The 13,853-nt window shown below is 55.5% G+C and carries 10 protein-coding genes and 1 pseudogene; 4 read left to right on the forward strand and 7 right to left on the reverse strand.

Annotation, left to right across the window (positions count from 1 at the left end):
• Window positions 1-12: 12 nt before the first annotated feature.
• Entirely contained in the window at window positions 13-1,179 is a 1,167-nt protein-coding gene (locus PR018_RS19585) for a toxic anion resistance protein (protein WP_142831730.1), read from the reverse strand.
• A 1,298-nt stretch (window positions 1,180-2,477) separates the two neighbouring features.
• Here PR018_RS19585 and PR018_RS19590 point away from each other — a divergent pair.
• Window positions 2,478-4,412, forward strand: coding sequence for a DUF4139 domain-containing protein (locus PR018_RS19590; RefSeq protein ID WP_142831729.1), 1,935 nt, complete (start codon window positions 2,478-2,480; stop codon window positions 4,410-4,412).
• A gap of 353 nt (window positions 4,413-4,765) precedes the next feature.
• On the opposite strand, the gene PR018_RS19595 is transcribed toward PR018_RS19590, so the two are convergent.
• On the reverse strand, window positions 4,766-7,063 hold the full coding sequence (locus PR018_RS19595) for a putative bifunctional diguanylate cyclase/phosphodiesterase (RefSeq protein WP_142831728.1): 2,298 nt from the start codon (window positions 7,061-7,063) through the stop codon (window positions 4,766-4,768).
• A gap of 173 nt (window positions 7,064-7,236) precedes the next feature.
• Here PR018_RS19595 and PR018_RS19600 point away from each other — a divergent pair, with 173 nt between their 5' ends.
• From PR018_RS19600 to PR018_RS19610, 3 genes and pseudogenes are all read left to right on the forward strand, one after another.
• The gene (locus PR018_RS19600) at window positions 7,237-8,034 is read left to right on the forward strand and encodes an ABC transporter substrate-binding protein (RefSeq protein ID WP_142831727.1); all 798 of its coding nucleotides are present in this window, start codon (window positions 7,237-7,239) and stop codon (window positions 8,032-8,034) included.
• Window positions 8,035-8,350: 316 nt separating this feature from the next.
• Complete coding sequence (locus tag PR018_RS19605; protein ID WP_142831726.1) at window positions 8,351-8,605, forward strand: FitA-like ribbon-helix-helix domain-containing protein; 255 nt, start codon at window positions 8,351-8,353, stop codon at window positions 8,603-8,605.
• A pseudogene (locus PR018_RS19610) lies at window positions 8,602-8,932 on the forward strand (PIN domain-containing protein); the annotation flags it as partial. The gene PR018_RS19605 and the pseudogene PR018_RS19610, both read left to right, overlap by 4 nt.
• Here the strand turns inward: PR018_RS19610 and PR018_RS19615 are convergent.
• The 5 genes from PR018_RS19615 to ugpB all read right to left on the reverse strand — a co-directional run bounded on the left by PR018_RS19615 (window position 8,854) and on the right by ugpB (window position 13,388).
• Window positions 8,854-9,141: a hypothetical protein gene (locus PR018_RS19615; protein WP_244615511.1), complete on the reverse strand. Its 288-nt coding sequence runs from the start codon at window positions 9,139-9,141 to the stop codon at window positions 8,854-8,856. The pseudogene PR018_RS19610 and the gene PR018_RS19615 sit on opposite strands and share 79 nt — an antisense overlap.
• A gap of 96 nt (window positions 9,142-9,237) precedes the next feature.
• Entirely contained in the window at window positions 9,238-10,293 is a 1,056-nt protein-coding gene (locus tag PR018_RS19620) for a sn-glycerol-3-phosphate import ATP-binding protein UgpC (protein ID WP_142831724.1), read from the reverse strand.
• The gene (ugpE, locus tag PR018_RS19625) at window positions 10,293-11,141 is read right to left on the reverse strand and encodes a sn-glycerol-3-phosphate ABC transporter permease UgpE (protein ID WP_142831723.1); all 849 of its coding nucleotides are present in this window, start codon (window positions 11,139-11,141) and stop codon (window positions 10,293-10,295) included. Before ugpE ends, PR018_RS19620 begins: the two co-directional genes overlap by 1 nt.
• Before the next feature lie 9 nt (window positions 11,142-11,150).
• Entirely contained in the window at window positions 11,151-12,032 is an 882-nt protein-coding gene (gene ugpA / locus PR018_RS19630; RefSeq protein WP_142831745.1) for a sn-glycerol-3-phosphate ABC transporter permease UgpA, read from the reverse strand.
• Window positions 12,033-12,095: 63 nt separating this feature from the next.
• Window positions 12,096-13,388 (reverse strand): sn-glycerol-3-phosphate ABC transporter substrate-binding protein UgpB, encoded by a 1,293-nt coding sequence (gene ugpB / locus PR018_RS19635; RefSeq protein ID WP_244615513.1) that lies wholly within the window; start codon window positions 13,386-13,388, stop codon window positions 12,096-12,098.
• Window positions 13,389-13,853: the final 465 nt, after the last annotated feature.

Below are 13,853 nucleotides of genomic sequence, written 5' to 3' on the forward strand. Positions count from 1 at the left end.
GCTCCGCTTTCTTCAGATCGGTCTGTCGGTGACGAGCGCGCGCGCCTGCTCGAGCTTCGAGCGCGCCTCGGCAAATCTTTGTTTGTTCTTGTCTCCCTCGGCGACGACCTTGTCGGCGATCGCGCGAAGACGCTGCGCCGTGCCCAGCACCAGCTCTGCATCCTCCAGACGGTTCTCGCCGGACGCGCGGGCGGCGTTCACCGAAACGTCCTCGAGGACGTTCATACCGTATTTCTGAAGCGAAGACCTGAGTTGGCGGCGCATGTCGTTCATCTGCTGGATCGATTGCATCTGGAAAAGAACATGGAGCCGGATGAGGACGGACTTGATGTCGTTGAATTCTGCATTCGCCGCAGAGACCGTCTCCGCCAGTGTTGCCAGTGCCGCCCCACGGGCAATCCCGATCGAGTCTAGGTCGGCGGGTGCCTTGGCGTAGGCAGTCTCGAGAACGAGGAGGCGGTTGCGGAAGATGTCGAGCTTCTGGGCATGATCTCTCGCCGTCTGGACGAGAAGAGGGTCGCCTGTTGCAGCTTCGCGGGTCAGCCGGTCCAAGTTGGCCTCGGCCGTCTCGACAATCCTGCGTCCCGCCGTCACGAAAACGCCCAGCGCTATGATCGATTCCCTGTAGGCATCCGCGAGCTGGCTCATGCGGGAGACTTCGCCAACGAGCTTAGCGCTCTCCTCTTCAACCTTCGCCTCCATGGGCTTTACCAGGTCGGAGAGGGACTTCGCCTTACTCTGAAGCATCCCGCGGACCTCGTCCGACACCCGCTTCAACCTCTCTGCGGGATCCCCAAGGCCTATGGCGTTGAGGAGCCTCTCGATGAAGCCGCCCTTGAGCTTTTCACGGATGTCTGCCTCCAGGGTCTCGAGATCGGCCCCCTTGACCCCGTCGCGGATCGTCCGGAACAGTTCGAAGAGTACGGGAGACTGCGCCTTTGTGATCTGATCGAGGATCGCGTCGAGCTTGGCGCCGAACCCCAAGACCGCCTCCTGGCCGAACGTCACAAGGGTGCTGGCCTCCATCGCATCCAAGGCAGACCGGTCCGCGATGACTTCGGCCTCGGCCACCCGTTCCGCGGGAAGCGTCACCTTGACGGTGGCAAGCGGCCAGCCTGCCGGGAATGCGATCTGGTTCTGCGTGCCTGTCGCTGTTGGAAGGTCGTCGGAAATGGCCATATGCTCCTATGGGCTGGTCGCAGAATGTAACGGAGGAGGGCCTAGGAGGCAATGATCTTAGCCGGGCTAGCCATCACGCGCTGGACGAGAAGCAGACTGCGGACGCGTTTGGGAGGAGAATTATCAGCGCAGCGAGGCTGCTACTACTCGTAAGGCAATCTCGTGGTTCGAGGCGCGCAGGCGCCGATCATCGTATATTCGTTCACAATGGTCACCGGCGTCTTGATAACTGCAAATTCGCTGCAACACACTTTTTGTTATTTCTCGTAACTAAAACGAATCCAAACGGGGCGGCGGTTCAGACCCTTTAAAGACCTTTTTTTTGAACAGTAGAGTTCACGGATCACAATTTTTCAAGGCAAATCTCCGCGGCGACGCCATAGCGTCAAAGCCGTTCCTTCGTTTGAGCGCGACGACCTTCCGGCCGCTGCCAAATTTGTATTGTCGGGGACGATGTCGCGGCTATGCGCCATACTCCAAACCGACTTCATTATAAATGTGGTATTACACCGCGTGAATAATACCGAAAAAGCGCCCAACCGCTTAACAGCATGATGGTCAATATGGCCACGAGCAGCACCCTCCTGTTTTGGCTAATCCTATGATCAGCGGACATTTGAAACCTGTGACAATACGGGCAGACTGCAAGGTAATCAGAGATTTCTCGTTCGCAGTTATCGCAACTCTTCATCGAAGGGGCCTCCTCTTGCGGAAGGATGGGTGAGCGAACCGCCAGCGGAACAGTCTTGAACTTGGGGCGGCACCGCAAGATATAAGCTATAGGGTGATCAAACGCATAAGCTCTCTTTGCATCCCGAAGTCACCGTTGGCATCTCCTCAGTTGGCCTTGTGGATCCTCGTCAATCGAGTGAGCCTTGAGATAGGACACTATACGGTGAACCTTCGGGAGATCCAGCTGTGTGGGCGACGTTGATCTGAGCTATGATGGAAAGGATGTGGATGCAGGATGCCGCGAGTCTTCTGCCTGACCACGACGCTTCTATTCCTGATGGCAACGGCCCAAGGAGGCGAGAAGCAGGCAGGTCAGCGATGCGAGCACGGACATTGGTGAGCCGGGCCTTGCGATCCTAGCTCGTTCAGCCGTACAGGAAGTTACTACATTGAGTGGCCGATGGTTTAGATTGCATGAGGTGCTTCGATATATGAACCATCTGCCGATGAGTTCGGCTATCCACCCCAAATTTGCTACAATTATCCTAAACTCAGAGGTTGATCAGATCGTAAGTGCGCCCGTGGATTGCTAAAGGGCGCTTGCGGTGAATTTGTGGGGAGAATTCATGTCTGTTTCGATCGCGACTTTGTCAGCGTTTTTCCTGTCCCTCGCAGCCTCAACCGCATTTGCCGGGACCAGCGACCCGGTCAAGTCCGTCACCCTATCTTCTGGCGGCTTGGCAGAGATCGTTCGTTCTGCCACCGTCGGTCAGAATGCCTGGATCAACATCGACGTCCCGCTGGACCAGGTTGACGACATCCTCAAGAGCATCATCGTTCGCGACAACAAAGGCCACGTCAAGAGCTTGTCCCTGGCTGGCCCTACTCCGGTCGATGAGACCTTTAAAACGCTGCCGTTCAAGCCATCCGACCTGACGTCCCTGCCGGCACTGTTAAATTCGATCCACGGCAGTCGCATCCAGGCCGGTGAGCAGCAAGGTGTTGTGCTCGGCGTTACTGAAATCCCAGGCAATGCCCAGACGCAACTGAGTTGGCAGCTGTCATTCCTGCGCGACGACGGCGCGATCTCGATGGTCCCGATTCCGGGAACCCAGATCACGATCATCGATCCGGCCATTCAGGAAAAGCTCAAAAGCGCGATGGCCGTCATCTCGAAAGCAAGCGCCGATAATGCTCGGACTATCAGTATCCAGCTGGACGGACCGGCGAGCCGCAATGTCTATATTTCCTATGTCGTTCCCGCTCCGATCTGGAAGACATCCTACAGGTTGGTTCCCGGCCAGGATGGTACAGTCCGGCTGCAGGCGTGGGCCATCTTCGAGAATGCCTCGGGCGAAGACTGGAATGGCGTCGGAATCACCCTGTCATCCGGCAAGCCGGTCACGCTGAGGCAGCGGCTGCATAGCCTGTTTTGGAAGCAGCGCACGGAGGTATCCGTCGACACCACCTCTGTGGCCGTCTATCAGGCCATGGCGGCCAAACCACTGGCCAGGAAAAGTATTCCAGCGATGGCCATAGCGGCACCGCCTCCGGCGCCAATGATGGAAAAGAGCAGCGACGCCTCGATGGCAGAACCGGCTGATCCCGTCCTGACGGAGGAGGGCTCTGTCACCTCGACCTTCGCGCTCGCGGGCACTTACGACGTCAGGAATGGCGACACGCTGTCCGTTCCGATCCTGGACCAAGGCGTGAAGGCGGAGATGGTGTCACTTTACCAGGCTGAAGCGGGGGGTGAGCACCCGACCGCCGCCGCCATGATCGACAACGACAGCGGCATCAGCCTGCCTCCGGGCATCGTGACCGTTTATGACGGCAAACAAGGATATGTCGGTGACGCTAAGACCATGGGACTGCCGACAGGGCAGAAGCAGGCCGTCAGCTTCGCACTCGACCAGAAGGTCTCCATCACTTCACAACCCCGGTCCGAAACGACGATCACCCAGATCAAGGTGGCCGATGGCATCATCAAAACCTCGTCGATGACCCGCGAGGATACGGTCTACAGGATCGTGGGTGCCAGTGACGCATCAAGAGTTGTGCTGATCGAGCAAATCAAGCGGCCGGGCTGGACCTTCAAAGCGGACGGCATGACTGATGACACATCCACAAAGGACCGCATCAAGACGGTTGTGAAGGCAGGAGAAACCAAAGTGGTGACGTCCACGCTGTCAATCGTCAATCAGGAAAGCTTTGCCTTGGCGGATGCTGGATCGGATGAATTGACCCAGTGGCAGGACGCAGCCATCGACCCTGCGATGCGGGAAAAACTCGATGACCTCGTGAAGGCGAAGGCTGCGCAGGATGCGGCAAGGAAGACGCTTGAGGAACTGAACCAGCAGTTCGCGCTGGTTGAGGCGGATCAGCAGCGGGCCAGGTCCAATCTGCAATCGGTTGGCAGCGGCGACACCAAGACAAGGTTCGAGAAGCTGCTGAACGGAACGGAGGACAAGCTGGAGAAGATCGAGCTAGCTCGGGCTGAACAGCGAAAAGTCGCCCAAACCGCAGACGCGAAGGTTGCGGCCATTATCAGATCATTTTGAAAATGTCTGGGGTGCACCGTTCGGATCCCATCAAGCGCACACATTCAGATAGGCCTGACATCCCATCCTTTAGGAAAGACCGTACCAGGCGCCGCGGCCGGCACCGTGCAGGACGAGGTGCCCTTGATTCACGAGTGTTTTGAGGTGATCTTTGATGGTGTGACGGCTCGCATCGGTGATCCGTGCAGCCTCCACCGTCCTGATCGAAAGCGCGTTTCTCCTCAAGGCAATCCTCGGTGTCGACACCTTCCTTGTTTGCCGAGGCAGCTGAGTCATCCGGAGCGCCATATGACGTGCGACCTGTAGGGCGCATCTCGGAACAACGGGGCGTGCTTCATCAGAATCGGCACTCATCAGCCGAGGGGAGCAGCAACCTTATGTATGGGATGTATTATCCGTGATCTAAAGTCACTCAAGGGCTCAGGTCTAGAAAACAAAAAACCTTGCAAATCGGTGCAGCCCACTGCGATCAAGAAGTCACGTTGACCCTGAGTTTCGACACCTTCCGCTGTAGTCTCCTTGCCCAATGTACGGCTCAGGCCGACGATCGCGGATATGATAGCCGCACCCTCGGCGCGCGTGCCGAGTAGCCTGACAAAAGATCTATCGATTTTAATTCTGTCGATGTTAAATTGAATGACGTGGCTGAGTGACGAGAACCCTGTGCCGAAATCGTCGAGGGCGATACGAACACCGTGAGCCCGTAGCCGTGTTAGCGCGGCCAAAGCGTTCTCGTTGATGTTGAACAGTGTTGCTTCTGTCAACTCTAGTTCCAGCCGGGATGGAGATAACCCTGTCACCGCGAGTATTTCAAGCACATGACGATCAAATTCGGGATGCCGCATTTGCGAAGGCGAAACGTTGACTGCGATAGATATCTCTGTTGGCCAGTTTGATGCAGCTTCAGCCGCCTCTCTCAAGACCCATGCGCCGAGCTGATTGATAATACCGGCTTCCTCAGCAATCGAAATGAATTTATCAGGCGTTAGCAGCCCATGCGTCGGGTGGTTCCACCGGACGAGCGCCTCGGCGCTTGAAAGCTCGCAAATTTGGTCGGAACGATACACTCCCTGAAAATAAACCTCCAGATTGCCCTTATCGATGTCTGGCCGGCCGCTTTCCACGGAGGCAGACGAACTGCCTTCCAGGACGAGACGCAGATCCCTTTTGAGAGCCTCCCGTGCCTCGACTATGCTGTCCATTGAATGATCATAGGCAACAGCTCTGCCTCGACCGGCCGTCTTCGCCTGGTAAAGCGCAACGTCTGCGCGGCGAAGGAACTCATCGAGCGTCTGTCTGTCATCATCGAATGTCGTGACGCCAATCGAGCCTCCTACGCGAACAACGATGTCGCCGCCGCGAAGCTGAAAGGGATCACTCAAGGCCCTGATGATTTTTTCACAAAAGACGATCTGATGATCAGCATCTCCTCCACGCTTAGGCATTAGCAACGCAAACTCGTCTCCGCCAACACGGGCGAGGGTGTCACTCGAAGTTATCAGGTTGGAAATCCTTGCGACGACCGCAAGCAGAAGTTCGTCACCGGTGGCATGTCCGTATGTATCATTTACTTGTTTGAATCTGTCCAAATCGATGAGTGCGATAACAGCGGTGCTACGATCGGCCTTCATCGAGGCAAGACACGCCTCAAAGCGAGAGGTGAACAAAGCTCGATTGGGAAGTCCGGTCAACACGTCGTGAAGCGAGAGATGTTTTGCATGGTGCTCGCTAGCACTCAACTCATTCAGGCTTCCGCGCAAGCGCCCCATCAATGCAAAAAACGAACCTGCGATAATCAATCCCGCAATGGAGAGTACAGGGATCAGGCGTCCTAGAACTCTTGAACCTGGCAAGTCGGGCTTCCAAATGATGAAGCCTATAGGTTCACCTGTTGCCGTCGCATCTATTTCAAAAGCAACTTCAGTGGAATCCTGATCCGCACTACGCGCGTACCGGGCGCCGGCCAAGCCTTGTTCGCGACTGAGGGTGTCGAGCGTAACGCCATCGAGGAAACGAACGACCAAGAGATATAAATGTTCTCCTTCTTCATCCCTGGCGGTCGTCGAACTTACTACAGGGATCACGCCCACGACAGAAGGGCGGCCCTCAAGTCGCATCAAACCAACGCGTCCAGAGGCAGTTAGCGGATCATGTTGCACCAACCGTTTTTCCAGATCGACGACAAGCGGTTGGAGCAGCGGCCTGACCCACTTGAAACGGCGCGTTGCTTCTGGGTCCGAGGTGAGGGCAAGCTCTCCCTTGGCGGTAGTTAGAAAAGCGGCATTGAAACCAAAGGCTGTCGTAGCAATCCTTCCGAAGGTTTCTGCAGATGCGGGTTTACGGCCTTCGCTTGGAAGACCAGTATCGCCCTTCGCTAAAACCGTATCGCCAATCAAAAAGGAAGCGTAGCCAGCGCCTATCAGTTGCATTTCTTGAGAGACACGCGTCACCTGATCACTCAAACGGCCAGTGACAAGTTGCCGCTGACGATCAAGGGCTGCAGCATCGCTTTCCGAACCGGCCCAAACGGCAGCCAAGAATACTAGCGCAAGGATCCCGAGCGCGCTAACAGCGAGCAGAATCAATATCGATCCAGATGATGTTCGCGTCACTCTATAAGTAAATAGATTTTGGATCGAATTGCCAAGCACGCGACTTCCCCCAGTCGACTGGACATTGACTTGTATTGATTACGAATTGCTTTTCAAGTCATGCTGAAATTAGCATACAGGCGAAAAAGCTCCTTAATAGTTGCATGATATGTATGACCAAAGCGATGTCAGGTCTTTGGCAACACTGCCGAGCGCATCAGCATTGGTGAGACATGAATTTTATAAAAATCTTACTGGGATTTGTGTGTCTGACGTCGCTCGGATGTCTATTCGCCGCGGGCGTTGGCCTCGCTGGAGAAACTTCAGATTCCAAAAGCATCAGGATCGCCGTTGAGGGGGCGTTTCCGCCGTTCAACTATGTCGATTCCAACAATCAACTCCAAGGTTTCGATGTCGATATTGGAAAAGCGCTTTGCAAGGTTGCGGAGTTGAAGTGTGAGTTTGTTGTGCAAGAATGGACAACCATGATCCCTGATTTGCTAGCGGATCGCTTTGACGCAATTGTCTCGTCCATGTCGATGAGCGCGGAAAGACGAAAAAGCGTTGCATTCACCCAGAAGTACTATGACAGCCCATCGGTATTCATCGTTAGAAAAGGGAGCAATATTGCGGGTACAGGCATGGAGGACTTAAAGAAGCTCCGGCTAGGCGTGACGGCAGCCACTTCACAAGAAGCTTATGCGAGACGGTTTTACGCGGGTGTGTCTACTACTGAGTTTCATGCATCGCCAGACCTTTATAAAGCGCTTGTCGATGGAAGTGTGGATATAATTATTGAGGATAAACTGGCAATCTACGATTGGCTGGCAAACACAAAAGCAGGTAGTTGCTGCGAGTATAAAGGATCCGATATAAAGAATACGGAGTATTTTGGCGATGGCGCGGGGATTGCGGTGCGCCCTTCCGACACGGAACTGCTGAAAAAATTGAATTCTGCGATTGAGGTAATCGAAGCGGACGATACGTACGATACTATTAATGCCAAATACTTCCCGTTCAGCATACGCTAACGCTACCTGAAGAAATCTTACTAGGATGCCGACGCTTTTTGGAAGTTGACATTGACACGGAGACAAAGCCACAAAATAGTAGTTCGCCTATCACAACATGCATTTAGCTCGTTAGCGCGTGAAGCTGGACCTGAGTTCAATAAATTAGTGTTGCGCTATACAAAGACACACAGGTCCTTTGCTGGTCACCGAGACGAGCCCCTTATAGACGTAAATCTTCGACAAGTGGGGTTTTCGCCCTCGTAAATCTACTTGAAAGATGGCATCATTCTGACTGTGTTGATATCAACGCCATCGTTTTTGAAAGGTGATGTCAATGCCTGCTGTCACTAGTCGAAATCTGTCTGACGAAACGCATCATGCCCTACGGGTGCGGGCGGCTCATCATGGCCGAAGCACTGAAGCCGAGATCCGTGCTATCATAGAGGCCGCCGTACGTCCCTCTGAGCGCCTTAAACTTGGTTCTCTCCTAGCTGCGATTGGTCGTGATACCGGGCTTGCTAATGGCGATGTTGAGGCACTGCAGAAAAGTCGCGATAACGGACCTGCTGAACCGATGATTTTCGAATGATCTTGTTGGATACGAACGTCATTTCAGAGCCATGGAAGCCGGTTCCCGATCTGGCGGTGGTCGCATGGTTAGATGCCAAAGCTATTTAGACACTGTTTCTCTCAGCGATAACAATTGCTGAGCTACGCTTCAGATTGCTGCGATGCCCTTAGGGAAGCGGCAATCCATTCTCCGAGATCGCCTTGAAGGAGAGGTGCTGATGCACTTTCAGAGCGCATACTGGCATTCAATCTAGCGGCTTCACACCTCTATTTTGAACTCCTGGTGCGCGCTCGGGTATATGGGAAGGCTATTGTAACCGCCGTCCACGTTTTGTCAGCCAGTGCCTGATCTAGCCGTACCTGCCCGAGCGCATAGGCTCCAAGCGCGTTGCCCTTCGACTCGACCGACGTCTGGTCCCACAGAACCGCATTGAGATTGTCGTTGGCCTGTGTTGCGACCAGATCGGCGGCCGATACGAACGATGCGCCCAAAGTTCCAGGGAACAGCAGAAGCGCAGTACTTGCGGCGTAGCGGTGGATCTGTCTTTTCCTCATGCATTCCTCCTTGTGTTGAACCCTGCCATTTTTTTCGCGGCAACATCTTCGATGTCAACGCAGGTCTCGTTCGCGCTTGTCACAAATGCGGTTGCGTCAGGATAACGTCTCGCAACGCTTTCCCTGGTGGTCAAAGAAGTGAAGGGCCGTCTCCGGGGCCGCGATCACGACTTCATCGTTGATCCTGACGGCGGAACGTCCCGGTACACGGAACGTGATTGCCTGACGGTCTGGCAAGACTGCATGAACGTAGCTTTCCGCCCCGACCAGCTCGACCGCAAGGACGCGAACCTTCGCACGAAACGCTTGTTGGCCTTCAGCATCGGTCACCAAGAAATCTTCCGGCCTGATGCCAATCGTTGTGACCTGCTTGGCTGCGAGCCTATCTCCAAGACGGAAGTCCGGATTTTCCGGGACGCAGTTCAGGAGGTTCATTGATGGAGAGCCTATAAAGGTGGCAACGAAGGTCGTGGCAGGCTTCTCGTAAAGCTCGATGGGCGAACCCACCTGCTCGATCCGGCCGGCGTTGAGCACGACCAGCCGATCTGCCAACGTCATCGCTTCCATCTGGTCATGCGTGACATAGACACTCGTCGTTTTTAGCGAGAACTGCAGGCTCTTAATCTCGACACGCATCTGGACGCGCAGCTTTGCATCCAGGTTCGATAGCGGTTCGTCGAACAGGAAGGCTGCCGGCTCTCTCACGATTGCCCGGCCCATGGCAACACGTTGACGCTGGCCGCCGGATAGTTGCCGCGGCTTTCTTTCGAGAAAAGTCTCAATCTCCAGCGATGATGCGGCCTTTTGGATGCGGCTATCGATTTCGGCCTTGGGCATATTGCGGTTCTTTAACCCATAGGCGAGGTTCTGGCGCACCGTCATATGCGGATAGAGCGCGTAGTTCTGGAAGACCATGGCGATGTCGCGCTCGGAGGGCTCGAGTTCGTTGACGACACGGCCGCCGATAGAGATCTCGCCTGAGGATATGCTCTCCAGGCCGGCAATCATTCGCAGCAGCGTCGATTTCCCGCAGCCCGACGGGCCGACCAGAACAACGAATTCGCCGTCCCCGATCTCCAGCGAAACGCCGGAGATGGCCTCGATAGTCTTGCCATAGGTCTTGCGGACATTCTTGAGGGTGATTGCAGCCATTACTTCTCAGTCTCCACGAGCCCTTTGACGAACCAGCGCTGCATCAGCACCACGACGAGTATGGGGGGAATGATTGCCAGAATCGCTGTCACCATGACGAGGTTCCACGGTGTCGATGCGTCGGTGAAATCGACCATCTTTCGCAGTCCGATGATGATCGTGGTCATCTGGGCGTCGTTTGTGACCAGGAGCGGCCAGAGATACTGCGTCCAGCCATAGATGAACAGGATGACGAAGAGGGCTGCGATGTTGGTGCTCGATAGCGGAAGCAGAATATCCCGCATGAAGCGGAACGGCCCGGCATTGTCGATCCGCGCGGCCTCGAGCAGTTCGCCGGGGATCGTGAGGAAGAACTGACGAAACAGGAAGGTCGCAGTGGCCGACGCCATCAACGGCAAGGTAAGGCCGGCATAGCTATCGATCATTCCGAGATCGACGACCACTTTGTAGGTCGGCAGGATGCGGACCTCGACCGGCAACATCAACGTGATGAAGATCATCCAGAAAAACACCATGCGAAGCGGGAAGCGAAAGAACACGATGGCGTAGGCTGACAGGAATGAGATGACGATCTTACCTGCGGCAATCACGACCGAGACGACGATAGTGTTCCAGAGCATTCGCTCCAGGCTGACGCCAACCACTTTCTCGACGCCGCCCGAAAGAGCGTCGCCATAGTTCTCCAGGAAGTGACTGCCGGGCAGCAGCGATATCGGAGGTTTCAAGATTTCCGCAGATGTCATCGTTGATGCGACGAAGGTGTAATAGATCGGAAAGGCGACAATGATAATGCCAAGGATCAGCATCAGGTGCCCGACAAGATTGGCGATGGGACGTTTTTCGATCATAAGCGAATCTCACGCATAGTGCACCCGCCGTTCGACGAAGCGGAACTGGAAAGCTGTCAGCCCGATTACGATTGCCATCAGGATTACCGATTGGGCAGCGGATGAGCCCAGGTTGAGATTTACGAAGCCATCATTGTAGACCTTATAGACCAAGGTCTCGGTCGCCTTGGCCGGGCCACCCTTAGTGACGGAATCGATGATGCCGAAGGTGTCGAAGAACGCGTAGACAGTGTTGACGACCAGCAGGAAGAAGGTCGTCGGGGCCAGCAACGGGAACACGATAGTCCAGAAGCGTCGGGCGCCACGAGAGCCGTCGATGGCCGCGGCCTCAAGCAAGGATTTGGGAATGGCCTGCAAGCCCGCGACAAAGAACAGGAAGTTGTAGCTGATTTGTTTCCAGGCCGCGGCAACGACGACAAGCGAAATCGCCTGGTCGCCTTTTAGCAACGGATCCCAGGCAAACCCATTGCGACGAAGCAGGTATGCGAACGTACCCATGGCGGGATTGAACATGAAAAGCCAGAGCATGCCGGCGACGGCTGGCGCCACGGCATAGGGCCAGATCAGCAGTGTCCGGTAGAGGGTCTTGCCTCGCACCACCTTGTCGGCTGCTGTCGCCAATGCAAGGGCTGCGATCATGGAGAGTACCGCAGTCGCCACGCTGAAGACGACTGTCACCTGTAGCGAATGGAGGTAGCTCGGATCGCCGAGGACCTGCCGGAAGTTCGCCAGACCGACGAATCCACTCTTCATGCCGAACGGATCTTCACGCTGGAGTGACTGGTAGAGTGCCTGGCTGGCCGGCCAGAAGAAGAACACCACTGTCAGGATGATCTGCGGCGCGACCAGGAGGTAGGGCAGGATCTTGTTTGGAAAGACGACGTTTTGCACGGCGATCTCCTCGAAGGGGAGGGCGGTCCGCGAACAGGGCGCGCGGACCATGGCTTCTTGCATTCAGTTACCGTTCGCCTGTGCGATCGCTGCGTTGCCTCGTTCCACGGCCTTGTCGAGGGCCGTCTTTGCGTCCTGCTTGCCGGCAAGCATCGCCTCGAATTCCTCATTCATGATGTCGCGGACCTGTGGCAGATTGACGAGGCGGACACCCTTGGAGTTTGCCGTCGGCGGTTTGCCCATCATCTGCAGGATCGGCGTCTCCATGCCGGGGTTCTTCTGGTAGAAGCCGGACTTCTTCGTTTCCTCATAGGCGGCCATCGTCACCGGCAGGTAGCCGGAGACCTGGTGCAGACGGGCCTGGATCTTGGTCTGCGACAGGAAGTGGAAAAACTCACCGATGCCTTTGTATTCCTGATCGGTCTTGCCGGTGAGGACCCAGAGGCTCGCACCGCCGGGAATGGTGTTTTGCGGACGACCATCTCCCTCGTCATAGGGAAGCTGGCCAATGCCATAGGCAATGCCGGCCTTGACGATATCACCAAGGCCGCCAGAAGACTCCGTCAGGATCCCGCATTCGCCAGATGTAAAGAGTTGCTTGGCCTCTGATGTGCGGCCGCCATAACGGAACGTTCCATCCTTCGCCAAATCGGCGATTGCCTGGAAATGTTGGACAAACGGTGCCGAGTTGAACTCCAGCTTGACGTCCGTGCCGCCAAGACCATTTTCATTCGTGCTATAGGGCACGTTGTTCCAGGCGGCATAATTTTCCGTCTGAATCCAGGTGAGCCAGGTCGAGGTCAGCCCGCAATTTGCGGCGCCACTCGACTTGATCTTCTTTGCAGCGTCGAACACCTGTGCCCATGTCTTTGGCGGGATCGCCGCATCCAGGCCGGCTTTCTTGAAGATGTCCTTGTTGTAGTAGAGGATTGGCGAGGAGGAATTGTACGGGAAGGACAGCATGGTACCGTCCGGCTTCGAGTAATAGGAGACGATCCCCGGCAGGTAGTCTGCCTTGTTGAACTCGTAGCCTGCCTTCTTCAGAACGTCGGCCGCCGGCATGATCGCTCCTTCGGCTCCCATCATGACGCCGCTACCCGCATCGAAGACCTGCAGGATTGCCGGCGATTGCTTGGCGCGGAATGCTGCGATACCTGCGTTCAACGTTTCCGGATAGGTGCCCTTGAAGACAGGGACCACCTTGAAATCCTTTTGGCTCTCGTTGAATTCTTTGGCGAGATTGTCGACCACTTCGTTGTTGGCGCCCGACATAGCATGCCACCATTGAAGCTCTGTCGCTGCAAACGTGTGCGGGGCGCCTGCTATCGAAGCCATTGCCGCGATGGAGCATGTCATAATGAAACGATTGGTCATGTTTCCTCCCTGTCCTTCATCTTCAATCACATGCAACGGCGACCCTCCCAGATCACCATTGCAACTGCCGTACGCTCTCCAAAATCCCAGTGCTTCCGCTCTGGATGCAAAGGCGTTCACGGGATTTAGAGCAGCGTGGTTCTCCGTCCAGATGGAGGGAGATATTTATAAGCCAGCTATCGTTCTTGGCCAATCCCGGACACTTGCGCCGACATGCCTGGATTGCGGGATACCTCTCAGTTCATTGCGGAAATTGTCCCGCAACTCGTGAAACGAGGACAAGCCAAGCCCGACTGCCAGGCGCGATACCGCACTGGTAGGGACACCTGCAGATAAGGCGACGGTCTTGTATGACCCGAATGCCCTCCTGTCTGGATGCCCGAGCGCGCAATCGGCGAGGCGCATCAGTTGCTCCTGCAAAAGACCTGTCTTCGTCAGACAGACGAG

The sequence above is a fragment of the Rhizobium rhododendri genome (assembly GCF_007000325.2).
GTDB classification, from domain to species: domain Bacteria; phylum Pseudomonadota; class Alphaproteobacteria; order Rhizobiales; family Rhizobiaceae; genus Rhizobium; species Rhizobium rhododendri.

Coding starts and splice junctions, on each gene's coding strand:
- PR018_RS19620 (WP_142831724.1), bottom strand. CDS start 10,293: ATGGCTGCAATCACCCTCAAGAATGTCCGCAAGACCTATGGCAAGACT.
- PR018_RS19605 (WP_142831726.1), top strand. CDS start 8,351: ATGCCTGCTGTCACTAGTCGAAATCTGTCTGACGAAACGCATCATGCC.
- ugpE (WP_142831723.1), bottom strand. CDS start 11,141: ATGATCGAAAAACGTCCCATCGCCAATCTTGTCGGGCACCTGATGCTG.
- ugpB (WP_244615513.1), bottom strand. CDS start 13,388: ATGACATGCTCCATCGCGGCAATGGCTTCGATAGCAGGCGCCCCGCAC.
- PR018_RS19590 (WP_142831729.1), top strand. CDS start 2,478: ATGTCTGTTTCGATCGCGACTTTGTCAGCGTTTTTCCTGTCCCTCGCA.
- PR018_RS19600 (WP_142831727.1), top strand. CDS start 7,237: ATGAATTTTATAAAAATCTTACTGGGATTTGTGTGTCTGACGTCGCTC.
- PR018_RS19615 (WP_244615511.1), bottom strand. CDS start 9,141: ATGAGGAAAAGACAGATCCACCGCTACGCCGCAAGTACTGCGCTTCTG.
- PR018_RS19585 (WP_142831730.1), bottom strand. CDS start 1,179: ATGGCCATTTCCGACGACCTTCCAACAGCGACAGGCACGCAGAACCAG.